25 protein-coding genes and 1 other RNA gene are annotated in these 25,179 nt (G+C 62.4%); 4 read left to right on the top strand and 22 right to left on the bottom strand.

The window, feature by feature from the left end; translation table 11 throughout:
• The 14 genes from V3H56_RS04845 to rsmI all read right to left on the bottom strand — a co-directional run bounded on the left by V3H56_RS04845 (position 1) and on the right by rsmI (position 15,017).
• Positions 1 to 966, bottom strand: coding sequence for a D-alanine--D-alanine ligase (locus V3H56_RS04845; protein WP_042729560.1), 966 nt, complete (start codon positions 964 to 966; stop codon positions 1 to 3).
• Positions 963 to 2,423 (bottom strand): UDP-N-acetylmuramate--L-alanine ligase, encoded by a 1,461-nt coding sequence (gene murC, locus V3H56_RS04840; protein WP_042729559.1) that lies wholly within the window; start codon positions 2,421 to 2,423, stop codon positions 963 to 965. The genes V3H56_RS04845 and murC overlap by 4 nt, the downstream gene beginning before the upstream one ends.
• Positions 2,416 to 3,486, bottom strand: coding sequence for an undecaprenyldiphospho-muramoylpentapeptide beta-N-acetylglucosaminyltransferase (gene murG / locus V3H56_RS04835; protein ID WP_042729558.1), 1,071 nt, complete (start codon positions 3,484 to 3,486; stop codon positions 2,416 to 2,418). The genes murC and murG overlap by 8 nt, the downstream gene beginning before the upstream one ends.
• On the bottom strand, positions 3,476 to 4,687 hold the full coding sequence (gene ftsW / locus V3H56_RS04830) for a putative lipid II flippase FtsW (protein ID WP_172679751.1): 1,212 nt from the start codon (positions 4,685 to 4,687) through the stop codon (positions 3,476 to 3,478). The genes murG and ftsW overlap by 11 nt, the downstream gene beginning before the upstream one ends.
• Positions 4,688 to 4,689: 2 nt before the next feature.
• Positions 4,690 to 6,036, bottom strand: coding sequence for a UDP-N-acetylmuramoyl-L-alanine--D-glutamate ligase (murD, locus tag V3H56_RS04825; protein ID WP_212803429.1), 1,347 nt, complete (start codon positions 6,034 to 6,036; stop codon positions 4,690 to 4,692).
• A 5-nt stretch (positions 6,037 to 6,041) separates the two neighbouring features.
• The gene (mraY, locus tag V3H56_RS04820; RefSeq protein WP_042729555.1) at positions 6,042 to 7,124 is read right to left on the bottom strand and encodes a phospho-N-acetylmuramoyl-pentapeptide-transferase; all 1,083 of its coding nucleotides are present in this window, start codon (positions 7,122 to 7,124) and stop codon (positions 6,042 to 6,044) included.
• On the bottom strand, positions 7,124 to 8,491 hold the full coding sequence (gene murF / locus V3H56_RS04815; RefSeq protein WP_042729554.1) for a UDP-N-acetylmuramoyl-tripeptide--D-alanyl-D-alanine ligase: 1,368 nt from the start codon (positions 8,489 to 8,491) through the stop codon (positions 7,124 to 7,126). Before murF ends, mraY begins: the two co-directional genes overlap by 1 nt.
• Positions 8,484 to 9,947 (bottom strand): UDP-N-acetylmuramoyl-L-alanyl-D-glutamate--2,6-diaminopimelate ligase, encoded by a 1,464-nt coding sequence (locus tag V3H56_RS04810; RefSeq protein WP_047738220.1) that lies wholly within the window; start codon positions 9,945 to 9,947, stop codon positions 8,484 to 8,486. Before V3H56_RS04810 ends, murF begins: the two co-directional genes overlap by 8 nt.
• On the bottom strand, positions 9,947 to 11,686 hold the full coding sequence (locus V3H56_RS04805; RefSeq protein WP_172679750.1) for a penicillin-binding protein 2: 1,740 nt from the start codon (positions 11,684 to 11,686) through the stop codon (positions 9,947 to 9,949). The genes V3H56_RS04810 and V3H56_RS04805 overlap by 1 nt, the downstream gene beginning before the upstream one ends.
• On the bottom strand, positions 11,686 to 11,979 hold the full coding sequence (gene ftsL, locus V3H56_RS04800; RefSeq protein WP_018930128.1) for a cell division protein FtsL: 294 nt from the start codon (positions 11,977 to 11,979) through the stop codon (positions 11,686 to 11,688). Before ftsL ends, V3H56_RS04805 begins: the two co-directional genes overlap by 1 nt.
• A complete protein-coding gene (gene rsmH, locus V3H56_RS04795) occupies positions 11,976 to 12,923 on the bottom strand; it encodes a 16S rRNA (cytosine(1402)-N(4))-methyltransferase RsmH (protein ID WP_047738223.1) in 948 nt (315 codons plus the stop codon). The genes ftsL and rsmH overlap by 4 nt, the downstream gene beginning before the upstream one ends.
• A complete protein-coding gene (mraZ, locus tag V3H56_RS04790; protein ID WP_003205355.1) occupies positions 12,920 to 13,375 on the bottom strand; it encodes a division/cell wall cluster transcriptional repressor MraZ in 456 nt (151 codons plus the stop codon). Before mraZ ends, rsmH begins: the two co-directional genes overlap by 4 nt.
• 308 nt (positions 13,376 to 13,683) lie before the next feature.
• Positions 13,684 to 14,037: RNase P RNA component class A (rnpB, locus tag V3H56_RS04785), an RNA gene on the bottom strand.
• Positions 14,038 to 14,111: 74 nt separating this feature from the next.
• Positions 14,112 to 15,017: a 16S rRNA (cytidine(1402)-2'-O)-methyltransferase gene (rsmI, locus tag V3H56_RS04780; protein ID WP_042729550.1), complete on the bottom strand. Its 906-nt coding sequence runs from the start codon at positions 15,015 to 15,017 to the stop codon at positions 14,112 to 14,114.
• Between the two features lie 208 nt (positions 15,018 to 15,225).
• Here rsmI and V3H56_RS04775 point away from each other — a divergent pair, with 208 nt between their 5' ends.
• From V3H56_RS04775 to V3H56_RS04760, 4 genes are all read left to right on the top strand, one after another.
• A complete protein-coding gene (locus tag V3H56_RS04775) occupies positions 15,226 to 17,037 on the top strand; it encodes a penicillin-binding protein activator (RefSeq protein ID WP_338474263.1) in 1,812 nt (603 codons plus the stop codon).
• Entirely contained in the window at positions 17,037 to 17,399 is a 363-nt protein-coding gene (locus tag V3H56_RS04770; RefSeq protein WP_338474262.1) for a YraN family protein, read from the top strand. Before V3H56_RS04775 ends, V3H56_RS04770 begins: the two co-directional genes overlap by 1 nt.
• A gap of 113 nt (positions 17,400 to 17,512) precedes the next feature.
• Complete coding sequence (locus tag V3H56_RS04765) at positions 17,513 to 18,106, top strand: phosphoheptose isomerase (protein ID WP_042729547.1); 594 nt, start codon at positions 17,513 to 17,515, stop codon at positions 18,104 to 18,106.
• Positions 18,103 to 18,681: a BON domain-containing protein gene (locus V3H56_RS04760; RefSeq protein WP_042729546.1), complete on the top strand. Its 579-nt coding sequence runs from the start codon at positions 18,103 to 18,105 to the stop codon at positions 18,679 to 18,681. Before V3H56_RS04765 ends, V3H56_RS04760 begins: the two co-directional genes overlap by 4 nt.
• A 528-nt stretch (positions 18,682 to 19,209) precedes the next feature.
• On the opposite strand, the gene V3H56_RS04755 is transcribed toward V3H56_RS04760, so the two are convergent.
• The 8 genes from V3H56_RS04755 to rplM form a co-directional block, all read right to left on the bottom strand.
• Entirely contained in the window at positions 19,210 to 19,509 is a 300-nt protein-coding gene (locus V3H56_RS04755; RefSeq protein ID WP_080964410.1) for a hypothetical protein, read from the bottom strand.
• Between the two features lie 729 nt (positions 19,510 to 20,238).
• Positions 20,239 to 20,649: a ClpXP protease specificity-enhancing factor gene (locus V3H56_RS04750; protein ID WP_042732146.1), complete on the bottom strand. Its 411-nt coding sequence runs from the start codon at positions 20,647 to 20,649 to the stop codon at positions 20,239 to 20,241.
• 16 nt (positions 20,650 to 20,665) lie between these two features.
• Positions 20,666 to 21,283 carry a glutathione S-transferase N-terminal domain-containing protein gene (locus tag V3H56_RS04745; RefSeq protein ID WP_042732147.1) on the bottom strand — a complete coding sequence of 206 codons (618 nt, stop codon included), beginning with the start codon at positions 21,281 to 21,283 and terminating at the stop codon, positions 20,666 to 20,668.
• A gap of 158 nt (positions 21,284 to 21,441) precedes the next feature.
• Positions 21,442 to 22,224 carry a cytochrome c1 gene (locus tag V3H56_RS04740; RefSeq protein ID WP_042732148.1) on the bottom strand — a complete coding sequence of 261 codons (783 nt, stop codon included), beginning with the start codon at positions 22,222 to 22,224 and terminating at the stop codon, positions 21,442 to 21,444.
• Positions 22,224 to 23,435, bottom strand: a complete 1,212-nt coding sequence (locus tag V3H56_RS04735; protein ID WP_042732149.1) for a cytochrome bc complex cytochrome b subunit — start codon at positions 23,433 to 23,435, stop codon at positions 22,224 to 22,226. Before V3H56_RS04735 ends, V3H56_RS04740 begins: the two co-directional genes overlap by 1 nt.
• Positions 23,435 to 24,028: a ubiquinol-cytochrome c reductase iron-sulfur subunit gene (gene petA / locus V3H56_RS04730; RefSeq protein ID WP_003205363.1), complete on the bottom strand. Its 594-nt coding sequence runs from the start codon at positions 24,026 to 24,028 to the stop codon at positions 23,435 to 23,437. Before petA ends, V3H56_RS04735 begins: the two co-directional genes overlap by 1 nt.
• Before the next feature lie 256 nt (positions 24,029 to 24,284).
• Entirely contained in the window at positions 24,285 to 24,677 is a 393-nt protein-coding gene (rpsI, locus tag V3H56_RS04725; protein WP_003228056.1) for a 30S ribosomal protein S9, read from the bottom strand.
• Positions 24,678 to 24,691: 14 nt separating this feature from the next.
• Entirely contained in the window at positions 24,692 to 25,120 is a 429-nt protein-coding gene (gene rplM / locus V3H56_RS04720; protein ID WP_003205365.1) for a 50S ribosomal protein L13, read from the bottom strand.
• Positions 25,121 to 25,179 lie beyond the last annotated feature (59 nt).

Below are 25,179 nucleotides of genomic sequence, written 5' to 3'. Positions count from 1 at the left end.
TTAACCTCTTGGCTCTTGCGGGCCGACACTGGCCGCCAGGATCGACAGCACCAGTTGCTGGAAATCCAGGCCGGCGGCACGCGCCGCCATCGGCACCAGGCTGTGATCGGTCATGCCGGGGGCGGTGTTGACTTCCAGGAACCAGAATTGCCCATTGGCGTCCTGCATCACGTCCGCCCGGCCCCAACCGGCGATACCCAGCGCCTCACAGGCCTTGGCCGTGAGGTCCATCAGTTCTTTTTCCTTGGCGCTGTCCAGTCCGCAGGGAATGCGGTACTGGGTATCGTTGGCGACGTACTTGGCGTCGTAGTCGTAGAACGTGTGCGGCGTGCCCAGCGCAATCGGCGGCAACACCTGGTCACGCAGGGTGGCGATGGTGAACTCGGGACCGGCGATCCACTGCTCGACCAACACTTGCGAATCGTAGGCGCTGGCGTCTTTCCATGCCGTGGTCAACTCAGGCAGCGAATTCACTTTCGCCATGCCGATACTTGAACCTTCATGAGCCGGTTTGACGATCAGCGGGAAGCCCAGTTCCGTGGCCGCAGAAATACAATCGGCCTCGCTCGCCAGCACCGCGTGACGTGGCGTCGGAATGCCGAGGCTGTGCCAGACCTGCTTGGTGCGCAGTTTGTCCATCGCCAGGGCCGAAGCCAGGATGCCGCTGCCGGTGTAGGGGATGCCCAGGCACTCGAGCAGGCCTTGCATGCTGCCGTCTTCACCGCCGCGACCGTGGAGAATGATGAACGCGCGGTCGATCTTTTCGCTCAGCAGGCGTTGCAGAAAGTCATCGCCCACGTCGATGCCGAACGCGTCGACACCGCCGCTTTGCAGGGCTTGCAGCACGGCGTTGCCAGATTTGAGGGATACCTCGCGCTCGGCGCTCTTGCCACCGAACAGCACGGCAACGCGGCCGAAGGCTTTCGGGTCGAGGGTCGAGACCAGGTTGGCGTAGGCAGCAGTCATTTCAGTTTCCCCTCGCTGGAGGCCACGATGGCACCGGCGAATAACGGACTTTTCAACAGTTTCGGGGCCAGCCCGCCGATGTCACCGGCGCCCTGGCACAGCAGGATGTCGCCGGCACGCAGCAGCGGCTTGACCAGCGGCGCGAGGTCCACGCCACGCTCGATGTAGATCGGGTCCAGTTGGCCGCGCTGGCGGATGCTGTGGCACAGCTGGCGGCTGTCGGCACCGGGGATCGGCTCTTCGCCGGCCGGATAGACTTCCATCAACAGCAGCACGTTGGCGTCGGTCAGCACCTGGACGAAATCGTCGTACAGGTCCCGCGTACGGCTGTAGCGGTGCGGCTGATAGACCATCACCAGGCGCCGCTCCGGCCAACCACCGCGCACGGCCTTGATCACCGCCGCGACTTCGGTTGGGTGATGGCCGTAGTCGTCCACCAGCATCACGTTGCCGCCGTCCACCGGCAGCTCGCCGTAGACCTGGAAGCGCCGGCCCACGCCCTGGAACCCGGACAGGCCCTGGACGATGGCTTCATCGCTGACGCCTTCATCGGTGGCAATGCAAATGGTGGCCAGCGAGTTGAGCACGTTGTGGTTGCCCGGCATGTTCACCGACACGTCCAGCGGCTCACGGTCGGGGCGCAGCACGGTGAAGAAGGTCTGCATGCCTTGCTGGCGCACGTTGATGGCACGTACGTCGGCTTCTTCGCTGAATCCGTAGGTGACGGTCGGACGCTTGATCAACGGCAGGATCTCGCGCACCACCGGATCGTCCAGGCACACCACCGCCAACCCATAGAACGGCAGGTTGTGCAGGAATTCGACGAAGGTTTTCTTCAACTTGTTGAAGTCGCCGTCGTAGGTCGCCATGTGGTCGGCGTCGATGTTGGTGACCACGGCTACCAGCGGTTGCAGATGCAGGAAGCTGGCATCGCTTTCGTCGGCTTCGGCGATCAGGTAGCGGCTGGTGCCCAGCTGGGCATTGGTGCCCGCGGCATTGAGGCGACCACCGATCACGAAGGTCGGGTCCAGGCCACCGGCGGCGAACACCGAGGCGATCAGGCTGGTGGTGGTGGTCTTGCCGTGGGTCCCGGCGACGGCGATGCCGTGGCGGTAGCGCATCAGCTCGGCCAGCATCTCGGCACGCGGCACCACAGGGATGCGTCGTTCCAGGGCGGTGGCGACTTCCGGGTTAGACGTGTTCACGGCGCTGGACACCACCAGCACGTCGGCATTGGCGGCGTTCTCGGCGCGGTGGCCGATGAAAATCTGGGCGCCGAAGGTTTCCAGGCGCTCGGTGACCGGGGACGCCTTCAGGTCGGAACCCGAGACCTGGTAGCCCAGGTTCAGCAACACCTCGGCAATTCCGCACATGCCCACGCCGCCGATACCGACGAAGTGGATACGGCGGATGCGGCGCATTTCCGGCTGCGGCATGGCTTTGCGATTCTCAACCATGGGCCACCTCCAGGCAGGTGTCGACCACTTGGGCCGTAGCATCGGGTTTGGCCAGGCGGCGCGCGGCGCGGGCCATGTCTTCAAGTCGTTGCGGCTGCATCAAAACCTCTGTCAGGCGGGCGGCAAGATCCGCGGCGCCAGTCGTTCTTTGCGGCATCAGGAAGGCTGCGCCTTCACGGGCCAAATAATCGGCATTGCGGGTCTGGTGGTCGTCGATGGCGTGGGGCAAAGGCACCAGCATCGAGGGCAGACCGGCGGCAGCCAGTTCGCTGATGGTCAACGCGCCTGCGCGGCAGATCACCAGGTCGGCCCAGCCATAGGCTTGGGCCATGTCTTTGATGAACGGCTGCACCTGCGCCTCGACGCCAGCGGCGCGATAGCGCTCGGCAGTCACTTCATCGTGGTTTTTGCCGGCCTGGTGAAACACTTCCGGGCGCAGGTCGGGGGCGACCTGCGAGAGGGCTTCGGGCAGCAGTTTGTTCAACGGCTCTGCCCCCAGGCTTCCGCCCAGGACCAGCAAGCGCGCCTTGCGTCCAGCCAGGGCTGGGCGCGGTGTATCGAGAAACAGCTCGGTACGCACCGGATTACCGGTGGTGCGGCGGCTGCCCGACAGGGTAAAGGTGTCGGGAAACGCTTCACAGACCCGGGCGGCCAACGGCACCAGTAACCGATTGGCGGTACCGGCCACGGCGTTCTGCTCGTGAACGATCACCGGCACGCCGGCCAGTTTGGCCGCGAGGCCACCCGGGCCGGTCACATAACCGCCAAACCCGACCACGCAGACCGGCCGCAACCGACGGATGATCGCCCGCGCCTGCCAGACCGACTTGAGCAGCATCAGCGGTGCCTTGAGCAGCGACAGCTTGCCCTTGCCCCGCAGACCGCTGGCGTTGATCCGGTGCAGCTCCAGGCCGGCGCCAGGCACCAGCTCGTTTTCGATACCCCGCGGCGTACCCAGCCAGTGCACGGTGTAGCCGCGCGCTTGGAACTCCCGGGCACAGGCCAGCGCCGGGAAGACATGCCCGCCGGTTCCGCCGGCCATGATCAGCACGTTAGCGCCCATGAGTCGGCTCCTCGGCGAAGTCGCTCTCGTGGAATTCCATCTCTTCGCTGCCCAGGTGGGTTCGACTTTCCCATTCGATGCGCAGCAACAAGCCGAGGCAGGCACAGCAGATCACCAGGGAGCTGCCGCCATAACTGAGGAACGGCAGCGTCAGACCCTTGGTCGGCAGCAGGCCGACGTTCACGCCGATGTTGATCAGGAACTGGCCGATCCACAGGAAAGACAGCCCATACGCCACGTAGGCGGCAAAAAACTGCTTGGCTTTCTCGGCCCACAAGCCGATGTACATGCCGCGCACGCAAACGAACACGAACAGCGCCACGGTGCACAGCGAACCCACCACACCCAGCTCTTCGGCCAGCACCGAGAACACGAAGTCGGTGTGGGCTTCCGGCAGGTAGAACTGCTTCTGCACGCTGTTGCCCAGGCCCACGCCCAGCCATTCGCCACGCCCGAAGGCAATCAGTGCCTGGGTCAACTGGTAGCCGGAACCGAACTGGTCGGCCCACGGATCGGTGAAGGTAATCAGTCGCGCCATCCGATAGGGCTGCGCCTGCACCAGCACGGTCACGGCCGCCACCGCCAGCGCCACCATCAGGATGAAGCGGAACAGCCCGACGCCACCGAGGAACAGCATCGCCGCGGCCGCGCCCATCATCACCACCGTGGCGCCGAAGTCCGGCTCCATCAGCAGCAGGCCAGCCATCGGCAACAACACGATGAACGGCTTGAAGAAACCCATCCAGCTTTCGCGCACTTCTTTCTGGCGCCGCACCAGGTAACCGGCCAGGAAGATCACCACGAAGACCTTGGCGATTTCCGAGGGCTGTACGTTGAAGAAGCTGAAGCCGATCCAGCGCATCGAACCGTTGACCTCACGGCCGATGCCCGGCACCAGCACCATCACCAACAGGCCGAAGGCGCCGAGCAGCATCATCCAGCCCAGGCGCTGCCACGTGGCGATCGGCACCATCATGGTGACCACGCAGGCACCGAGGCCGATCACCAGGTAAATCAGGTGGCGGATCATGTGATAGAGCGTGTTGCCCGATTGCACCGCGGCCACTTCCGAGGACGCCGAGGTGATCATCACCAGGCCCAGGCCCAGCAGGGCCAGGCAACCGGCGAGCATCGGGAAATCCAGGTCGATGCCACGCCCGGTGATCAGCGGCGACGGGTATGGCTTGATGACATTCATCAGGCTCATGCCAAGTCCTCCGCGGCCCGGGCGAACAGCTGTCCGCGTTCTTCGTAATTCTTGAACATGTCGAAACTGGCGCAGGCCGGCGACAACAGGACGGCATCGCCGGGTTGAGCCAGGGCGCGGCATTGCTGCACCGCTTCGTCGAGGGAGGCGACGCGAACCAGCGGCACGGCGTCGCCGAGCGCCTGGGCGATCAATTCGCGGTCACGGCCCATCAGCACCACGGCGCGGCAGTTGGCCGCCACCGGGTCACGCAGGTCCTTGAAGTCGGCACCCTTGCCGTCGCCACCGGCGATCAGCACGAGCTTGCCTTCGATGTCCGCACCCAGCCCTTCGATCGCCGCCAGGGCGGCGCCGACGTTGGTGGCCTTGGAGTCGTTGTACCAGGCCACGCCATCGAGGTCGCGCACCCACTGGCAGCGGTGCTCGAGGCCGGCGAAAGTGCGCAGCGCCGAGAGCATGGCGTCGAACGGCAGGCCGACGGCGTACCCGAGGGCCAGGGCGGCCAATGCGTTGGCCTGGTTGTGGGCGCCACGGATCTTCAGTTCGCGTATAGGCATCAGGTTCTGGAATTCGAAGGCCAGGTATTTCTCGCCGTTCTCTTCCCGCAACCCGAAACCCTTGAAATCCGGCACGCCCAGGCCGAACGACCAGCACGGCAGGCCTTCGCCCAGCAGCGGACGGGTCAGGGCATCCTGGCGGTTGAACACCACCTGCCGGGCGCCGCGGAAGATCCGGTGCTTGGCCAGGTGGTAAGCCGGCAGGCCGCTGTAGCGGTCCATGTGGTCTTCGCTGATGTTCAGCACGGTGGCCACTTCAGCGCCCAGGTGGTCGGTGGTTTCGAGCTGGAAGCTGGACAGCTCCATCACGTACAGCTCGACGTCGTCACTGAGCAGATCCAGCGCCGGTGTACCGAGGTTGCCGCCCACGGCGACCCGCTTGCCGGCCGCGGCCGCCATCTCGCCCACCAGGGTGGTGACGGTGCTTTTCGCATTGGAACCGCTGATGGCGATGATGGGCGCCTTGGCGTTGCGCGCGAATAGTTCGATGTCGCCGGACAGCTTCACCCCACGGGCCGCAGCCGCTTGCAGGGCCGGGGTCGCCAGGGCCAGGCCGGGGCTCACGTAGAGCTCGTCGGCGCGGCACAGAAACTCGACGTCCAGGTCGCCACAACGCACGTCCACCTGCGGATAGTCACGCCGCAGCGTGGCCAGCTCAGGCGGATTTTCCCGCGTGTCGGCGACGGCAAACGACACGCCCCGGTTCGCCAGGAAGCGAACCAGGGACATGCCGCTCTTGCCGAGGCCGACAACGATGCGGAAATGGTCGGAAGCGATCAGGGACACGCGTTCTACCTCAGTTTCAGGGTGGCAAGGCCGATCAGCACCAGAATCACGGTGATGATCCAGAAACGGACGATCACGCGCGGCTCGGGCCAGCCCTTGAGTTCAAAGTGGTGGTGGATCGGCGCCATGCGGAATACGCGGCGGCCGGTCAATTTAAACGACGCAACCTGAATGACGACTGACAGGGTTTCCATCACGAACACGCCGCCCATGATGAACAGGACGATTTCCTGGCGGACGATGACGGCGATGGTGCCCAGGGCCGCGCCCAGCGCCAGCGCGCCGACGTCGCCCATGAAGACTTGTGCCGGGTAGGTGTTGAACCACAGGAAGCCCAGGCCGGCACCGATCAGTGCGCCGCAGAACACGATCAGCTCACCCGCCCCCGGTACGTAAGGGATCAACAGGTATTCGGCGAATTTCACGTTACCCGACAGATAGCAGAAGATCCCCAGCGCGCCGCCGACCATCACCGTCGGCATGATCGCTAGGCCGTCGAGGCCATCGGTGAGGTTGACCGCGTTGCTCGAACCGACGATGACCAGGTAGGTCAGCACGATGAAGCCGGCGCCCAGTGGAATGCTGTAGTCCTTGAGCATCGGCAGGATCAGGGTGGTTTCCACCGGCGAAGCGGCGGTCATATAAAGGAAGATCGCCGCGCCGAGGCCAAACACCGATTGCCAGAAATACTTCCAGCGACTGGGCAGCCCACGGGAGTTCTTCTCGATGACCTTGCGGTAGTCATCGACCCAGCCGATGGCACCGAAAAACAGAGTCACCAGCAGCACGACCCAGACATAGCGGTTCGCTAGGTCGGCCCAGAGCAGGGTACTGATGCCGATGGACGACAGGATCAGCGCGCCGCCCATGGTCGGGGTGCCGGATTTGGACAGGTGCGATTGCGGGCCGTCGTTACGCACCGACTGGCCGATCTGCAGGTTCTGCAAGGTGCGGATCATCCACGGGCCCAGGAACAGCGACAACGACAGCGCGGTCAGCACACCCAGGATCCCGCGCAGGGTCAGGTACTGGAAGACCGCGAAGCCTTTGTAGAACTGTTGCAGGTACTCCGCTAGCAGCAGCAGCATTAATGTTTCTCCATACGGGTGCCGCACAGCGCCGCGACGATGTTTTCCATCGCAGCGCTACGCGAGCCCTTGATCAATAAGGTGGTGTTCGGATCCTGCTCGGCGCCCAGCGCCTGGATCAGCTCGGCCTGGGTGGTGAAGTGCCGGGCGTTCTCGCCAAAGGCGGCGACCGCGTGGGCCATCATCGGGCCGACGGCGTACAACGCGTCGACCTTGCCGCGGGCATAGGCCCCCACATCGTGGTGGCCCTGCTGGGCCCAATCGCCCAACTCGCCGATATCTCCCAGTACCAGCACGGTGCGACCGGTAAAACCGGCGAGGATATCCACCGCCGCGCACATGGACGTCGGGTTGGCGTTGTAGGTGTCGTCGATGACCCGCATGCCGTTGCTGGCCAACTGCGCGACGCAACGGCCCTTGACCGGTTGCACCGCGTTCAGCCCGGCGACGATGCCTGGCAGCGACACGCCCAGGGCATGGGCCGCCGCCGCTGCGGCCAGGGCGTTGGCAATGTTATGGGTGCCGAGCAGGTTCAACTGCACTCGCTCGGCCCCGTCGGGGCTGTGCAGGTTGAAGGCCGGGCAACCGCGTGCGTCACGGTCCAGGTCGCTGGCGTAGAAATTGGCGGCGAGGTTACTCAAGGCAAAGGTCAGCACCTTGCGTTCGCCCGCCCGGGTCTTCCAGATTTCGAAGGCCTTGTCGTCCAGGTTCAGCACGGCGATGCCATCGGCTTGCAGCCCTTCGATGATCTCACCCTTGGCCTCGACGATCTTGTCCGGCCCGCCGAACTCGCCGACGTGGGCGGTCCCGGCATTGTTCAGCACCGCCACGTGCGGCTGGGTCAGGCCCACTGTGTAGGCGATTTCGCCGAGCCGCGAAGCGCCCAGCTCGATGACCGCGGCCGTGTGCTCCGGTGCCAGCTCCAGCAGGGTCAGTGGCACGCCGAGGTCGTTGTTCAGGTTGCCCCGGGTCGCCAGCACCGGCCCACGGGTGCGCAGGATGCTGGCCAGCATTTCCTTGACCGTGGTCTTGCCGCTGGAGCCGGTGATGGCCGCGACCGGGTTGCCATACGCCGCGCGATTCAGCGCACCGAGTTGGCCCAGGGCCTGGCGCGTGTCGTCGACCAGCAACTGTGGCAGCGCGCTGTTGGTCACTTCGCGCTCGACCAGCGCCGCGACTGCACCTTTGGTCGCTACGTCGTTCAGGTAATCGTGGCCGTCGAAGCGCGGGCCGGTCAGGGCGACGAACAACTGGCCCGGCGCAATGGCCCGGCTGTCGATGCTGACGCCGTTGAAGGTGGCGTCCGCGGCGATGAGGCGCGCATTCAGGGCGCTGGTCAATTCGCTGAGCGTCAGGGCCTTAAGCATGGGCCACCTCCCACGCGGTCAGGGCGTGATCCGCTTCCACCAGGTCGGAGAAGGCATGGCGCACGCCGTTGATTTCCTGGTAGTCCTCGTGGCCCTTGCCGGCCAGCACGATCACGTCGTCCGCCGAAGCGCCGGCGATCAACTGGGCGATGGCCTGGCCGCGACCGGCCACGAAGGTGACGTTATCCGCCACCGAGAATCCGGCACGGATGTCGTCGAAAATCTGCAACGGGTTTTCGGTCCGTGGGTTGTCATCGGTGACCAGCACGCCGTCGGCCAGCCGCTCGACCACTTCGGCCATCAGCGGGCGCTTGCCGCGATCGCGATCGCCGCCGCAGCCGAACAGGCACAGCAACTTGCCCTTGGCATGGGGCCGCAGGGCCATCAAAACTTTTTCCAGCGCATCGGGCGTATGGGCGTAGTCGACCACCACCAGCGGTTGCGTGCCGCCACCCAGGCGCTGCATGCGCCCGGCCGGGCCTTCGAGCTTGGGCAGGACCTTGAGGATTTCGTCCAGCGCGTAGTCCAGGCCCAGCAAGGCGCCGATGGCGGCCAGTACGTTGCTCAGGTTGAAGCGACCGAGCAAGGTGCTGCGCAAATGGTGTTCGCCCTGGGGCGTGACCAACGTGGCGCGCACGCCCTCGTCATCGAACTGGGCCTGGCGTACATAGAGGTAGGCACCCGCGTCTTCCAGGCTGTAGGTGATCAGCCGGGACTCGTGCGAGTCGGCGGCCAGTTGCCGGCCGAACGCGTCGTCGATGTTGATGACCCGGCATTTCAGGTCATTCCAGGCGAACAGCTTGGCCTTGGCTTCGCCGTAGGCCTGCATGGTGCCGTGGTAGTCCAGGTGATCGCGGGACAGGTTAGTCAGCACGGCGACGTCGAACGCCAGCGCGGTCACGCGCCCCTGGTCCAGGCCATGGGAGGACACTTCCATAGCGACGGCCTTGGCACCGGCCTTCTTCAGGTCGGCCAGGGTCGCTTGCACGGCGATCGGGTTCGGCGTGGTGTGCAGGCCGCTGGCCAAGGCGCCATGGAACCCGCTGCCCAGGGTTCCGACAATGCCGCAGTGCTGGCCGAGCAGGTCCAGGGCCTGGGCCACCAGCTGGGTCACGCTGGTCTTGCCGTTGGTGCCGGTCACGCCAATCAGGTTCAGGTGGCGGCTCGGGTCGCCATAGAAGCGCCCGGCGATGTCCGACAGTTGGGCCGCCAGGCCCTTGACCGGAATCAGCGGGACGTCGGTGATCGGCAACACCGTCGCGCCCTGCACTTCATAGGCCACGGCCGCCGCGCCACGCTGGAGGGCGTCGGCGATATGGGCACGGCCATCGAAACGGGCGCCCGGCACCGCCAGGAACAGATCGCCGGCACGCACATTACGACTGTCCAGGGCCAGCTCGCGAATCAGCAGGTCGTGCCCGGCATGGGCAAAAATCTTGTTCAGGCTCAGGGACATCAGCCGCGCCCTCCTTCGGCTTTCAAGGGAACGACCGGTGCGGTACTGGCTTGCTGCGTCGGCGGCAGGTTATCCGGGGTGATGTTCATCAGGCGCAGGGTGCCGGACATCACTTTGCTGAACACCGGCGCCGAGACCAGGCCACCGAAGTAACCAGCCTTGCTCGGTTCGTCGATGACCACGACGATGGCGTAGCGCGGATCGCTCATCGGACCGAAGCCGGCAAACAACGAACGGTAGGAGTTCTCGGCATAGCCCTTGGTGCCCACGGAAGTCTTGCGGGCCGTACCGGACTTACCGGCGACATGGTACGCCGGCACCTGGGCACGGAAGACGCCCCGGGGCGCCTCGATCACCTGTTGCAGCATGCCCTGCATGGTCTTCGCGACGTTCTCCGGGATCACCTGGGTGGTCTGCGGGGCCTTGTCGGTCTTGATCAGGGTCAGCGGCGCGATGCGCCCGTTGTTCGCCAGCGCGGAAAACGCGTGGACCAACTGGATCGCCGTCACCGAAACGCCGTAGCCGTAGGACAGCGTGGCCGTCTCGGCCTTGCGCCAGTCGCGGTAGTTGGGCAGGTTGCCGACCCGTTCGCCCGGGAAGCCCAGGCCGGTGTCCTGGCCGAGGCCGATCTTCTGCGCCAGGCGGTAGATGGTCTCGCCGCCAATGTCGAAGGCGATCTTGCTCATGCCCACGTTACTGGAGTTGATCAGGATGCCGGTCAGGTCGAGCACCGGGCCTTCGGTCTTGGACACGTCACGAATGGTGTATTTGCCGATCTGCAAAGTGCCTGGGTACACCTCGACGGTATCGCTCGGCTTCCAGCGACCGGTTTCCAGGGCGGCGGCCATCGACACGGCCTTCATGGTCGAACCCGGCTCGAATACGTCGATCATCGCGCGGTTGCGCATCATCGCCGGCTGCAGGTTGCGACGGTTGTTCGGGTTGTAGGTCGGCTGGTTGACCATGGCCAGGATCTCGCCGGTCTTCACGTCCATGATCACCAGGCTGCCGGCCTTGGCACCGTTCTCGACGATGGCATTGCGCAGTTCGCGGTTGGCCAGGTATTGCAGGCGCAGGTCAATGGACAACGCCAAGGGCTTGCCGGCCTTGGCGTTCTTGGTGACCTGGACATCCTTGATCAGCCTGCCGCGCCGATCCTTGATGACCTGGCGCTTGCCGGCGACGCCAGCGAGCCATTCGTCATAGGCCAGCTCGACCCCTTCACGGCCGCGGTCATCGATGTCGGTAAAGCCGACCATGTGGGCCGTGACTTCACCGGCCGGGTAGAACCGCCGGAACTCTTCAATGCCATAGACGCCCGGCACTTTCAGGTCGAGCACACTCTGGCCTTGCTCAGGCGTCAGCCCGCGCACCAGGTAGATGAATTCTTTGTTGGCCTGGGCTTCAAGACGTTCGGCCAGGGCCTTGGGGTCCTGCCCGAGGGCGGCTGCCAGCGCTGGCCACTTCTCCTTGGCCAACTGCATTTCCTTGGCGTTGGCCCACAATGTGGTCACAGGGGTACTCACCGCCAACGGCTCGCCATTGCGGTCGGTGATCAGGCCACGGTGGGCCGGGATCGGAATGTGCCGCACGCTGCGCGCGTCGCCTTGCCCCTTGAGGAAGTCACGGTCGACGACCTGCAGGTCGATGATGCGCCAGGAAATCGCCGCCACCATGATCCCGAGCAACCCCAGGACCAGGCGGAACCGCCACGGGAACAATGCCCCTTCGAGCTTCATCATGGCGCCACCATCTGCACTTCGGCAGCGCCGGGAATGCGCATTTTCAGTTGTTCGGTGGCCAGTACTTCGATGCGGCTATGGGCGGTCCAGGTGCTCTGCTCCAGGATCAATCGCCCCCACTCGGCCTGCGCCTTGTCGCGCACGCTGAGTTCGTTGTAGAGGGTATTGAGCAACTGCCGGTTCCAGTGCGCGCTATAGGACACGCCGATGGCCGACACGAGCACGCCGATGAACAGCAGCAGCATGAAAAAGCTGCCGCCTGGCAGGGGCTTGGCGAAGAGCTTGCTCACCGCAACTTCTCCGCGACACGCATGACCGCACTGCGGGCACGCGGGTTGGCCTTGAGTTCGGCTTCGGAGGCGAACTGCGCCTTGCCGTGGATCTTGATTTTCGGCACAAAGGCTTCGAAACGCACCGGCAGGTTGCGTGGCAGATTATCGGCCTCGCCCTTGGTGAGCTTGCGCATGAACAGCTTGACGATGCGATCTTCCAGGGAGTGGAAGCTGATCACCACCAGCCGGCCGCCGACTTCCAGGGCGTCGAGCGCCGCTTCGAGGCCGGCCTCGAGGTCGCCCAGTTCATTATTGACGTGAATGCGCAAACCCTGGAAAGCCCGGGTCGCCGGGTTCTTGCCCTTCTCCCAGGCTGGGTTGGCAACCTTGAGCACCTCGGCCAGATCGCCAGTGCGTTCGAAAGGCTTGATGTCGCGGCGCTCGACCACGGCACGAGCCATGCGCCCGGAGAAACGCTCTTCACCGTATTCCTTGAAGACGCGGGCGATTTCTTCTACCGAGGCGGTGTTGACGAATTCGGCGGCGCTGATGCCCCGGGACGGGTCCATGCGCATGTCCAGCGGGCCGTCGTTGAGGAAACTGAAACCGCGCTCCGGGTCGTCCAACTGCGGCGAAGACACGCCCAGGTCGAGCAACACGCCACTGACCTTGCCGGCCAGGCCGCGCCCAGCGACCTCCGCGCCCAGCTCGGCAAAGCTGCGCTGCACAACGACAAAGCGGCCGTCTTCGGCCGCCAGCGCTTGCCCGGTGGCAATCGCTTGAGGATCTTTGTCGAATCCCAGCAGGCGACCACCCGGCCCCAGCTGGCTGAGGATCAACCGGCTGTGCCCGCCGCGACCGAACGTGCCGTCCAGATAGCAGCCATCAGGACGTACCGCGAGCGCCTCGACGGCCTCGTCAAGCAGTACGGTGATGTGGTTAAAGCCGCTATCAGTAGTCACAGGATCAAATCACGCAGTTCATCAGGCATGGCGCCCGGTTGTTGAATAGCAGCAAGGTCAGCGGCAGAAACCGCATTCCAGGCATCTTCGTCCCATAGTTGGAACTTGTTCAGCTGGCCGACCAGCATCGCGCGCTTGTCCAACTTGGCGTATTCGCGCAGACGCGGTGGAACCAGGAAACGACCGCTGCCGTCGAGCTCGAGATCGACGGCATTACCGATCAGCAAACGCTGCAGCCGGCGGTTTTCTTCACGCAGCGAAGGCAGTGCGCGCAGTTTGGTTTCGATGATTTCCCACTCATCCAGAGGGTAAACGCACAGACATGGGTCAACGGCGTCGATCGTGACGATTAATTGTCCCGAACTTCGCGAAACGAGCTCGTCACGATACCGACTCGGCATGGCGAGACGGCCTTTTGCATCGAGACTGATAGCGTTGGCTCCGCGAAACACGTCAGCGTTTCTCCACTTTTTGGCGTTTTACCTTCAAAAAAACCCACTTCATGCCACTTTCCGCCACTTGCGCACACTATAGGAATGCGCCCACCGCACCGTCAAGGCACGGATTGCAGGAAAAGCCTTATAGATCGGAGATTTAGGAGCGTTTCAGAAGGGTTAACGGGAATCTGACGTAGGAATTTTCACCCCAACCCGAGCAGGCACAGGAAGCTGCGCGCACAAGTTAAAGTGATTTATTAAGAGTAAGATTTTTTTGGTCTTAGGAATTGCGTCTGCCAGTGATTCAGGCAGGAAGGGAAAAGGTGGAGAGTCGATCTGTAAGCCGGGTTCTGTCTTGAACAGTCATTCGTCTACGATGGCCATCACTGGACATCTTTAGCAACCTACCCGGTCCCAGCGCGGGCCACGCCTTGGGACCCTATTTGGTCTTGCTCCAAGTGGGGTTTACCTAGCCACGAACTGTTGCCAGCCGTGCGGTGCGCTCTTACCGCACCTTTTCACCCTTACCGGCGCCGAAACGCTTAGGCGGTTATTTTCTGTGGCACTTTCCGTAGGCTCACGCCTCCCAGGCATTACCTGGCACTTCGCCCTATGGAGCCCGGACTTTCCTCCCCCCTCTAATTCTCATAGAGGGCAGCGACTGTCCGATCGACTCTCCGCCGCGAAGGTTAACGGTAGAGCGCCCGAAGAACAAGCGCTAAAAGCCTTTGGCCAGCCCGGCGCCCCGGTTTCATTGCCCCTTCTGTTTATCCAGCGCGACCTGGTACAACACGTTCTTGCGCTCGCCGGTAATCTGCGCCGCGAGGGCAGCGGCGCGCTTGAGCGGCATTTCCTCCAGCAGCAGGTCGAGGATGCGCATCGCTTCGCTGCTGACCGCATCTTCACTGTCCGGCGGCGTCCAGCCCGCCACCAGCACGACGCACTCACCGCGCTGCTGGTTGCTGTCGCTTTCGACGAAGGCGCGCAACTGCGCCAGGGGTAAGCCTTTGAGTGTCTCGAAGGTCTTGGTCAATTCGCGGGCCAGCAACGCCGGCCGCTCGGCACCGAATACCAGCTCCATGTCCTGCAGGCATTCGAGGATGCGGTGCGGCGCTTCATAGAAGATCAGTGTGCGCGGCTCTTCCTTTATAGCCTCCAGGCGCGCCCGACGCCCCACCGCCTTGGCCGGCAGAAAGCCTTCGAAGATGAAACGATCCGACGGCAGGCCCGCCGCCGACAATGCCGCGATCAAGGCGCACGCCCCCGGCACCGGCACCACGTTGATGCCGGCGGCGCGCGCCTGGCGCACCAGGTGATAGCCTGGGTCGGAAATCAGCGGTGTGCCCGCGTCGGAGATCAGCGCGACGTTGTCACCGGCCAACAGCCGGGTAATGAAACGGCTGCCTTCGTCTCGCTCGTTGTGCTCATGGCAGGCCGCCAACGGCGTGGAGATGCCGAAATGCTGCAGCAGGCGCTGGGAATGGCGCGTGTCTTCGGCGGCGATGAGGGCCACGTCCTGCAGGATTTTCAGCGCCCGGGCGCTGATATCGTCCAGGTTGCCGATGGGCGTCGCCACCACATAAAGCGAGCCGGCAGCGGAATTCAAAGCACCTGGAGCAGTCAAAACGCACACCTCATGATCGGTAAAAGCCGCCATTGTAGCGTGTGCAGGACGTCTCAGTTGCTCACATTAGGCGTTGTGGCGAGGGAGCTTGTTCCCGCACCACAGGGCAATACCTGTCTTTTGTGCTGCACCGCACTCTTTGAAATACCTAAATTGACCGATTCACGCCACTAACATCGCGCCCCGGCCAGTGCTTGGGTACAATTCGACGCTAATTTGATCTCGTATCAGGAACACTTACATGATCGCTTGCCTGCGGCTGTTCTCCGCCCTCTGCCTCGCTGCCCTCCTGGCGGCCTGCGCCAGCTCGCCCTCCTCCAGCCTTGGCGAACTTCCACGGACCCCGGATGCCAGTATCGAGCAGTTGCTCGAACAGGCCGCCCAAAGCAAAACGCCGGAAAAAGCCGCGCTGCTGCGCCTGAGCGCCGCCGACCTGGCCTACCGCCAGGGCAATGCCGGCCAGTCCGCGCAGATCCTGCAACAAGTACCGATGGAACAACTCAAGCCCGGCCAGCAGATTTTCGCCAGCACGCTGTCGGCCGAACTGGCGATGACCCGCAACCAGCCCAAGGCCGCCCTGACGGCACTGAGCCATCCTAGCCTGCAACACCTGAGCGAAATGCCGGTGGAGCAACAGGTCCGCACCGGCACCGTACGTGCCCGCGCCCTGGAGGCCGATGGCCAGACTCTGGCCGCCGCCAAGGAACGCATCTTCATCGCGCCCCTGCTGGAGAACGACGCGGCGGCAAAGAACCACGAAGCCATCTGGTCGCTGATCGCCTCGCTGCCCACCGACCAACTGCAACCGGCCTCCAACGATGACCTGGGTGGCTGGCTGAGCCTGGCCCAGGCGGTGAAGACTGCCGGCACCCTGGAACAGCAGCAGGCGGCCATCGATCACTGGCGCGAACAGAATCCAAAGCACCCCGCCGCCCTTCAGCTGCCGACGCCACTGGTCAAGCTCAAGGCGCTGGCGAGCCAGCCGCTGAGCAAGATCGCCCTGCTGCTGCCGCAGAACGGCCCGCTGGCCTCGGTCGCCAAGGCGCTGCGCGAGGGTTTCCTGGCCGCCCATTATCAGGCCCAACAAGCCGGGCAGAACCCGCCGGCCATCCAGCTGTATGACAGCTCCAGCCTGACCTCCATGGACGAGTTCTACCGCAAGGCCCAGGCCGACGGCGTGCAATTGGTGGTCGGCCCGCTGGAGAAACCCCTGGTCAAGCAGATCAGCGCCCGCGCGCAATTGCCGATCACTACCCTGGCGCTGAACTACAGCGAAGGCGAGCAAGGTCCCGCCCAACTGTTCCAGTTCGGCCTGGCGCCTGAGGATGAAGCCCGCGAAGTGGCCCGTCGCGCTCGCGCCGACGGTCTGCACCGCGCCGCTGTCATGGTGCCGAAGGGTGAATGGGGCGACCGCGTCCTGAAAGCCTTCAGCCAGGACTGGCAGGGCAACGGCGGCACCATCATCGCCACTGAACGCGTTGACCAACCGGTGCAACTGGCCCAGCAGATCGCCGACATGTTCCAACTGCGCCAGAGCGAAGGTCGCGCCAAGAGCCTGCAGAACACCGTGGGCACCAACGTTGCCGCCCAGCCGTCCCGCCGCCAGGACATCGAGTTCATCTTCCTGGCGTCGACGCCGCAGCAGGCCCAGCAGATCAAGCCGACCCTGAACTTCCAATACGCCGGTGACGTACCGGTCTACGCGACGTCCCAGGTGTTCAGCGCCAGCGGCGACCAGAACCAGTACAACGACATGAACGGCATTCGCTTCTGCGAGACGCCATGGTTGCTCGACGCCAACGATCCGCTGCGCAAGCAGGTCACCGCCCAGTGGCCGCAGGCCGGTGGCAGCCTGGGCCGCCTGTACGCGATGGGTGTGGACGCCTACCGCCTGGCACCTCGCCTGGGCCAGCTCAAGGCACTGCCGGACAGCCGCATCGAAGGCCTGTCGGGCAGCCTGGCCGTGTCCCCGTCCCAACGCATTCAACGCCAGTTGCCGTGGGCCCAGTTCGTCAACGGCCAGGTACAGCGCTTGCCGGACACCCAGCGCTGATGCCCGACCGATCACGCCAGCAAAGCGGACGGGATGCCGAGGGCCAGGCCCTCGCGCATCTCCAGCAACAGGGCCTGCGGCTGGTCGCGCAGAACTGGTTGTGCAAACGCGGCGAGCTTGATCTGGTCATGCTTGACGGCGATACAGTAGTATTCGTTGAAGTTCGCTACAGAAAAAATACCCAATGGGGTGGCGCGCTCGACAGCATCGACGCGCGCAAGCGCCAGAAGCTGGTCTTCGCTGCACAGTATTTCCTGCAACGCGAATCTCGCTGGGCCGATCAACCCTGCCGCTTCGACGTGGTTGCCATCGACAGCAACGCCGATCAGCTGAACTGGCTGCAGAACGCTTTCGACAGTTGAACGGTCGACGCCCATGACCAGCCGAGCCGGAAACCTTCACTCAACTTATTGCTCTTTGCTTTGCGGGCCGCACATGCTTGTGCCGATAAGCCGCGCTACTTAAGGTCACACAGATGGACATGCAATCGCGAATTCGCCAGCTTTTTCAGGCCAGTATCGACACCAAACAACAGGCGATGGACGTACTTGCACCACACATCGAGCAAGCCAGCCAGGTGATGGTCAACGCCCTGCTCAACGAGGGCAAGATGCTGTCGTGCGGCAACGGCGGCTCGGCCGGCGACGCCCAGCACTTCTCGTCCGAACTGCTCAACCGCTTCGAACGCGAGCGGCCGAGCCTGCCAGCCATCGCGCTGACGACCGACAGCTCGACGATCACCTCGATCGCCAACGACTACAGCTACAACGAAGTCTTCTCCAAACAGATCCGCGCCCTGGGCCAACCTGGCGATGTGCTGCTGGCGATTTCCACCAGCGGCAACTCCGCCAACATTATTCAAGCGATCCAGGCCGCACATGATCGCGAAATGATTGTCGTAGCATTGACTGGTCGCGACGGCGGCGGCATGGCTTCACTGCTGCTGCCTGAAGATGTCGAGATCCGCGTACCGGCCAAAGTCACCGCACGTATCCAGGAAGTCCATCTGCTGGCGATCCACTGTCTCTGCGACCTGATCGACAGCCAAATATTCGGGAGTGAAGAATGACCCCTAATCGCCTGGGCCTTCTGGCCCTGACCCTGTGCCTCGGCATCAGCGGCTGCACCTCGGTGGTTAATGCCAGCCGGGAGAAGCCGATCGAGGACGACCGCGGCACCCGTACCTTCGGCAGCAAGATCGACGACTCGCTGATCGAAACCAAGGCCGGCGTGAACATCGCCAAGGCCGACCCGGACCTGGACAACAACTCGCACATCGTCGTGACCAGCTTCAACGGCGTTGTGCTGCTGGCCGGCCAGACCCCGCGCGCCGACCTCAAGGCCAAGGCCGAACAGGCCGCCAGCTCGGTGCAGCGGGTCAAGACCGTGCACAACGAACTGCAGGTCCTGCAACCGTCCTCGCTGCTGGCCCGCCAGAACGATGCCTGGCTGACCACCAAGATCAAGACCCAGATGCTCACCGACGCCAGCATTCCTGGCTCGCGGATCAAGGTTGTGACTGAGAATGGCATCGTTTATCTGCTGGGGTTGCTGACCAAGCAGGAGGCCGCCCAGGCGACCAATCTGGTGCAGGGGGTGTCTGGGGTGCAGAAGATCGTGAAGTTGTTTGAGTATATTGACTGAGGGGAGTGGCGGTTCTTGATGCTGCCCTTGGTTTGACTGGAAAAACGGTGCTTCTTTATATGGGGGGGCGCCGTTTTTTTTTGAGGGAGTGGTTTGTGTGAATATCCGTTTCTTCGGTAACGGCTGCTTGGGGTTCCGCCCTTACGGCGGGTCACTTTTGGAAGAGCCCGGAGTGCCGGCCAGCCAAAAGTAACCAAAAGCGCTTTGCCCCACCACTGGGCACCTCGCCTAGGCTCGGTGTTCCCTCACTCCGGCATTGCTCCGTGGGCCCGCCGCGAAGGGCCATCCATGACCCAGCGCGGCTATCCCGGCATCCATGCCGGGATGCCCACTGCGCAATGCCTGCGTTCGGCCCTTGTGTTTATGGGGCGCCTAAGATCAAAAGCAAAAGCAAAAGCAAAAGCCAGAGCAGGAGCGAGGCGGCCTAATGGCTGACCTGACTTTCCGGCTGCACCTCAATCCAACTGTGGGAGCGAGCTTGCTCGCGATTGCAGTGTGTCAGCCAACATCAATACTGCTGACCTGACGCTATCGCGAGCAAGCTCGCTCCCACAGAGGGCTAGGCTGAATACCAAGCGCCAAATGATGCCGCGAGCCTTCCAGGTCGAATGCGAGTTCGTTGGCCATGGCGTCCGCCGAGGACAGGGTTTCGCTCAGATTGGCGAGCAAGCATTCGTTATCGAGGCCTTTCACGACGGTGAATACCTGGCCCGGTTTTGGTTCGTCTTGGGACTTATCCAACTTCGGCAGCAAGTAGTGATCAAGCACGCGTTGGGTGGTTTCGTCTTGCTGCTTGGCTTTGGATTTTGCGGACGGCGAGGAAGGCACAGCCCTCCCCTGTGGCGAGGGAGCTTGCTCCCGCTCGGCGGCGTAGCCGTCGTGGGGCGGGTTCAGGTGGTTTTCCTGAAAGAAGGCGTCCTTGGTTTTGGGACGGCTTTGCCGCCCAGCGGGAGCAAGCTCCCTCGCCACAGGGGGTGGGTGTCGCAATCCTAGGCTGCGTTCGACCACGGCATTCGATTTACTGGAAATACACCCTGAGAGATTGGTGGCTGTCAGACCGTCTTCGCGAGCAAGCTCGCTCCCACAGGATTCAGCTACGGCCGGAAAAGTCAGACCGACCGTTAGGCCGCCTCGCTTTGGCTTGGCTTTGGCTTGGCTTTGGCTTTGGCTTTGGCTTTGGCTTTGGCTTTGGCTTTGGCTTTGGCTTTGGCTTTGGCTTTGGCTTTGGCTTTGGCTCTGGCTCTGGCTCTGGCTCTGGCTTTTGATCTTAGACGCCCCATTAACCACAAGGGCCGAACGCAGGCATTGCGTAATGGGCATCCCGGCATGGATGCCGGGATAGCCGCGCTGGGTCATGGATGACCCTTCGCGGCGGGCCCACGGAGCAATGCCGGAGTGAGGGAACACCGAGCCTTGGCGAGGTGCCCAGTGGTGGGGCAAGAGCGCTTTGGTTACTTTCGCGCTTTTCGAAAGTGACCCGCCGTAAGGGCGGAACCCTAAGCAGCCGTTACCGCAGAAACGGATCTACACACCAACCAATCAAAAACCGGCGCCCCGCTACTTCACCACCTTAAGACTAGGCCGCCCACTAGGCCGTGGCGGCTCATCATCCGGCGGCAAGTCCTCGTCGGCCTCGAAGGCCTCCTCGCCGTCCAGCGGCGTTTCGAGCTCGAACACCATGCCCTGGCCGTTCTCCCGAGCATAAATCCCCAGGATCGCGGCGATAGGCACGAACAGCGTGTGCGGCACGCCCCCAAAGCGCCCTTCGAAACTCACGGCGTCGTTGTCCATGTGCAGATGGCGCACGGCAGCCGGCGAAACGTTCAGGACAATCTGCCCGTCATTGGCAAACCCCTGTGGCACCTGCACCGATGGATACTCGGCGTTGACCAGCATGTGCGGGGTACAGTCATTGTCCACAATCCACTCGTAGAGCGCGCGGACCAGATAAGGTCGACTGGAGTTCATAGCGGCTCCTTAAGCCTTAGCGCATGTCGCGTTCGACGCCAGACAGACTCGCCTGGAAAGCCTCACGCGCGAATTGGCGCTCCATATAATCAAGCAGCGGCTTGGCAGGCCGCGGCAGTTCGATACCCAGGACAGGCAATCGCCAGAGTATGGGTAATAGGCAGCAATCCACCAGACTTTGTTCCTCACTGAGAAAGAACGGCTTGTCGATGAACAGCGGCGATACGCCCGTCAGGCTTTCACGCAACTCTTTACGAGCCACGACCCGCGCAGGCTCCTTGGTCCGTGGGTCCAGGATCTGGTCCACCAACCCGCACCAGTCTCGCTGGATGCGATGCATCAGCAAACGACTGTTGGCACGCGCGACAGGGTACACCGGCAGCAAAGGCGGATGCGGATAACGCTCATCCAGGTATTCCATCACCACGGTCGACTCCCACAACGCCAGGTCGCGATCGACCAGCGTAGGCAGGCTGCCGTAAGGGTTCACCTCGATCAGTTTTGGCGGCTGACGGCCCGCTTCGACGTAGATGATCTCGGCGCTGACACCCTTCTCGGCCAGTACGATGCGTACCCGGTGGGAATAGTGGTCGGCGGGGTCGGAGTAGCAGGCCAACCGATTGGTCACGCCCATGGCGATCCTCCTCGCTTGTAGAAATTTTCGAAAAACGGAAAAACGAGCGCGCCCAGAGGGCGCCTCCCGTAACGCCTGGCCGACCAGGCTCGTTACACTTTCAGAGACGCCCTTGGGCGCGCACGATTAACAGCAACGGCTTACAGCTTACAGCTTTATCAATGCACGTCTTTCCAGTATTCACGCTTGAGCAGGTAAGCGAATACGAAGAAGAACGCCAGGTACAGCAATACATACGTACCGATGCGCTGATGCTCCAGCTTCACCGGGTTGGCCGAGTAGGCCAGGAAGGTCACCAGGTTCTTGACCTTCTCGTCGAACTGCTCAGGGGTCAAGGTGCCGCTGTTCGGCACGATGGTCAACTGATCGCAGGCTTCGTGAGTCAAGGCGGTGCCGGTCAACGGGTCGAATTGCTTCTTGCCGTTCTCGACGATCTGCACCTGTTTGCAGCCTACCACTTGGCGACCCTGCAGGCCGACCAGGACGTTAGGCATGCCGACGTTCGGGAAGACCTTGTTGTTCACGCCCCATGGACGCGCAGGATCTTCGTAGAACGACCGCAGGTAGCCGTAGAGCCAGTCGGTGCCACGCACTCGCGCCACCAGGGTCAGGTCGGGCGGCGCCGCGCCGAACCAGGTCTTGGCATCCGAAGGCTGCATGCCGACGGTCATGTGATCGCCCAGCTTGGCACCGGTGAACACCAGCTTCTCCAGCATCACTTCGTGGGGAATGCCCAAGTCATCGGCCACACGCTCGTAACGTTGGAACTTGGCGCTGTGGCAGCCCATGCAGTAGTTGGCGAACGTACGCGCGCCGTCCTGCATGGCGGCTTTGTCGGAAACGTCGATGTCGACTTTTTCCAGCTCAGGACCACCGTGTTCAGCCGCGAAGGACAGTACAGGCATGGCAGCAAGAATCAGTACAGCAAATAGCTTTTTCATCAGCCAGTCACCCTTTCCGGAACCGGTTTGGTCTTCTCGAGCCTGGTATAGAACGGCATCAGAATGAAGTAGGCGAAGTACAGGAAGGTGCACACCTGCGAAAGCAGCGTACGTTCCGGTGTCGGTGCCAGTACGCCCAGCACACCCAGGATCACGAACGAGATGCAGAACACCACCAGCCAGATTTTGCTCAGCCAGCCTTTGTAGCGCATCGACTTGACCGGACTGCGGTCCAGCCACGGCAGGACGAACAGCACGGCGATGGCCGCGCCCATGGCGATAACACCCAGCAGCTTGTCCGGAATCGCCCGCAAGATCGCGTAGAACGGCGTGAAGTACCAGACCGGGGCAATGTGCTCAGGGGTCTTGAAGGCGTTCGCCTGTTCGAAGTTCGGCTTCTCGAGGAAATACCCACCCATCTCCGGGAAGAAGAACACGATGGAGCAGAAGATGAACAGGAAGACCACCACACCAACGATGTCCTTCACGGTGTAGTACGGGTGGAAGGCGATGCCGTCCAGCGGTACGCCGTTTTCGTCCTTGTGTTTCTTGATGTCCACGCCGTCCGGGTTGTTCGAGCCGACTTCGTGCAGCGCCAGGATGTGCAGCACCACCAGGCCAAGGATCACGATCGGCAGGGCGACCACGTGCAGGGCGAAGAAGCGGTTCAGGGTAATGCCGGAGATCAGGTAGTCACCACGAATCCACTGGGTCAGGTCGTTGCCGATGACCGGGATCGCACCGAACAGCGAGATGATCACCTGGGCGCCCCAGTAGGACATCTGGCCCCACGGTAGCAGGTAGCCCATGAAGGCCTCGGCCATCAGCGCCAGGTAGATCAGCATGCCGAAGACCCACACCAGCTCACGCGGTTTCTGGTACGAACCGTAGAGCAGGCCACGGAACATGTGCAGATAGACCACGATGAAGAACGCCGAGGCGCCGGTGGAGTGCAGCAGACGCAGGATCGAACCGTACTCGACGTCGCGCATGATGTATTCGACAGAAGCGAATGCTTCTTCCGCCGACGGGGTGTAGCTCATGGTCAGCCAGACACCGGTGACGATCTGGTTGACCAGAACGAGCAGCGCCAGGGAGCCAAAGAAGTAGAAGAAGTTGAAGTTTTTTGGAGCGTAGTACTTGCTGAGATGGTCTTCCCACATCTTGGTCGCGGGAAAGCGCGCATCAACCCAATCCATTAGCTTGCTCATCACGCTTTCTCCGTATCGACGCCGATGACAATGATGTCGTCGGTCTCATAGGAATGCGGGGGAACTGGCAGGTTCAACGGTGCAGGCTGCGACTTGTAGACGCGACCGGCCAGGTCATAGTGGGAGCCGTGGCAAGGGCAGAAATAGCCACCGACCCAATCCTTGCCCAGGTCGGCCGGGGCCACTTCGGGACGGAACGTTGGCGAGCAACCCAGGTGCGTGCAGATCCCGATCAGTAGCAGGACTTCCGGCTTGATCGAACGCGTTTCAGGATTGACGTATTCCGGTTGGACCGAGTTCTTGGAGGATGGGTCGGACAGCTGACCCTCGATCTTTTTCAGATTCCCCAGGATTTCCTCTGTACGGCGGACGATGAACACCGGCTGGCCGCGCCACTCAGCAATCATCTGCTGGCCTGGCTCGATCTTGCTGACATTCACTTTCACCGGTGCACCTGCAGCTTTCGCCTTGGCACTGGGAAACCATGACCCCACGAACGGGACCGCAGCCCCCACCGCTCCTGCAGCACCCACCACGGATGTGGCTGCTACCAGGAAGCGACGCCGGCCTGCATTCACGCCGTCATTGCTCATTCAGTCCTCTCCCATCAGCTTTGTGGCCTGTTAGATCAGGCGTCTACTAAGTAAAAATCTGAACTTATAAAAATTTTGCCGAATGGTAATGAAAAGCCCCAATTCTGACAAGGTAATTACCAAGCGGCCAAACCGCTAAGCCTTGTAGTATAGGGGTTCTACGAATGTGGCAAGTTGTCACAGAGCAATTCTTTCACGCATAAAAAAACGCCCAGCTCCGTGAGGAACTGGGCGCCTTTTGAAAGCGGAAGCGAAATTAACGCTTCGAGTACTGCGGACGCTTACGCGCTTTACGCAGACCGACTTTCTTACGTTCAACTTCACGAGCATCGCGAGTCACGAAGCCGGCTTTGCGCAGGGCGCTACGCAGGGTTTCGTCGTAGTCCATCAGGGCGCGAGTGATGCCGTGGCGGATTGCGCCAGCCTGGCCACTTACACCACCACCGATAACGGTGACGTAGATGTCGAATTTTTCGACGGTCTCGGTCAGTTCCAGCGGCTGACGAACTACCATGCGGGCAGTTTCGCGGCCGAAGAAATTATCCAGGGAGCGGTTGTTGATGGAGATATTACCAGTGCCCGGACGCAGGAAAACGCGTGCGGTTGCAGTCTTGCGACGGCCAGTGCCGTAATTTTGAGTCGCCGACATAATGAACTATTCCGTTAAAACTTCAGTTCTTGGGGCTGCTGAGCAGTATGAGGGTGAGCAGCGCCCGCATAAACCTTCAGCTTACGATACATGTCGCGACCCAGCGGGTTCTTAGGCAGCATGCCTTTAACCGCGGTCTCGATCACGCGCTCAGGGGCCTTGGCGATCAGCTTTTCAAAGTTGATCGACTTGATGCCGCCAGGAAAACCGGAGTGGGAGTAGTACATTTTGTCAGTGGTTTTAGCGCCAGTAACACGTACTTGCTCAGCGTTGATCACGACGATGTAGTCGCCGGTGTCAACGTGAGGGGTGTACTCAGGCTTGTGCTTGCCACGCAGACGGCTCGCGATTTCGGTGGCCAGACGACCCAGGGTCTGACCAGCAGCGTCGACGACGAACCAGTCGCGCTTTACTGTTTCCGGTTTAGCAGTAAAAGTTTTCATTCTTTATAGCCTCAGGGGCCGCCCTGTAAATTAGACGGCGGATCTTACTGAATAGTGCG

Origin of the sequence: Pseudomonas sp. MS646, assembly GCF_036693845.1 — a bacterium.
Taxonomy (GTDB): domain Bacteria; phylum Pseudomonadota; class Gammaproteobacteria; order Pseudomonadales; family Pseudomonadaceae; genus Aquipseudomonas; species Aquipseudomonas chlororaphis_E.
The sequence above is the reverse complement of the archived record's forward strand: the minus strand, read 5'-3'. Positions and strand labels throughout refer to the sequence as shown.

What these genes read in the sequence shown, in the direction of transcription:
- V3H56_RS04735 (WP_042732149.1), bottom strand. Translation starts at nt 23,435, where the DNA reads ATGAGCAAGCTAATGGATTGGGTTGATGCGCGCTTTCCCGCGACCAAG.
- V3H56_RS04775 (WP_338474263.1), top strand. Translation starts at nt 15,226, where the DNA reads ATGATCGCTTGCCTGCGGCTGTTCTCCGCCCTCTGCCTCGCTGCCCTC.
- murC (WP_042729559.1), bottom strand. Translation starts at nt 2,423, where the DNA reads ATGGTTGAGAATCGCAAAGCCATGCCGCAGCCGGAAATGCGCCGCATC.
- V3H56_RS04740 (WP_042732148.1), bottom strand. Translation starts at nt 22,224, where the DNA reads ATGAAAAAGCTATTTGCTGTACTGATTCTTGCTGCCATGCCTGTACTG.
- V3H56_RS04770 (WP_338474262.1), top strand. Translation starts at nt 17,037, where the DNA reads ATGCCCGACCGATCACGCCAGCAAAGCGGACGGGATGCCGAGGGCCAG.
- V3H56_RS04845 (WP_042729560.1), bottom strand. Translation starts at nt 966, where the DNA reads ATGACTGCTGCCTACGCCAACCTGGTCTCGACCCTCGACCCGAAAGCC.
- petA (WP_003205363.1), bottom strand. Translation starts at nt 24,028, where the DNA reads ATGAGCAATGACGGCGTGAATGCAGGCCGGCGTCGCTTCCTGGTAGCA.
- V3H56_RS04765 (WP_042729547.1), top strand. Translation starts at nt 17,513, where the DNA reads ATGGACATGCAATCGCGAATTCGCCAGCTTTTTCAGGCCAGTATCGAC.
- rplM (WP_003205365.1), bottom strand. Translation starts at nt 25,120, where the DNA reads ATGAAAACTTTTACTGCTAAACCGGAAACAGTAAAGCGCGACTGGTTC.
- V3H56_RS04805 (WP_172679750.1), bottom strand. Translation starts at nt 11,686, where the DNA reads ATGAAGCTCGAAGGGGCATTGTTCCCGTGGCGGTTCCGCCTGGTCCTG.
- rsmI (WP_042729550.1), bottom strand. Translation starts at nt 15,017, where the DNA reads ATGGCGGCTTTTACCGATCATGAGGTGTGCGTTTTGACTGCTCCAGGT.
- mraY (WP_042729555.1), bottom strand. Translation starts at nt 7,124, where the DNA reads ATGCTGCTGCTGCTAGCGGAGTACCTGCAACAGTTCTACAAAGGCTTC.
- rpsI (WP_003228056.1), bottom strand. Translation starts at nt 24,677, where the DNA reads ATGTCGGCGACTCAAAATTACGGCACTGGCCGTCGCAAGACTGCAACC.
- V3H56_RS04760 (WP_042729546.1), top strand. Translation starts at nt 18,103, where the DNA reads ATGACCCCTAATCGCCTGGGCCTTCTGGCCCTGACCCTGTGCCTCGGC.
- murG (WP_042729558.1), bottom strand. Translation starts at nt 3,486, where the DNA reads ATGGGCGCTAACGTGCTGATCATGGCCGGCGGAACCGGCGGGCATGTC.
- V3H56_RS04750 (WP_042732146.1), bottom strand. Translation starts at nt 20,649, where the DNA reads ATGAACTCCAGTCGACCTTATCTGGTCCGCGCGCTCTACGAGTGGATT.
- V3H56_RS04745 (WP_042732147.1), bottom strand. Translation starts at nt 21,283, where the DNA reads ATGGGCGTGACCAATCGGTTGGCCTGCTACTCCGACCCCGCCGACCAC.
- V3H56_RS04810 (WP_047738220.1), bottom strand. Translation starts at nt 9,947, where the DNA reads ATGTCCCTGAGCCTGAACAAGATTTTTGCCCATGCCGGGCACGACCTG.
- murF (WP_042729554.1), bottom strand. Translation starts at nt 8,491, where the DNA reads ATGCTTAAGGCCCTGACGCTCAGCGAATTGACCAGCGCCCTGAATGCG.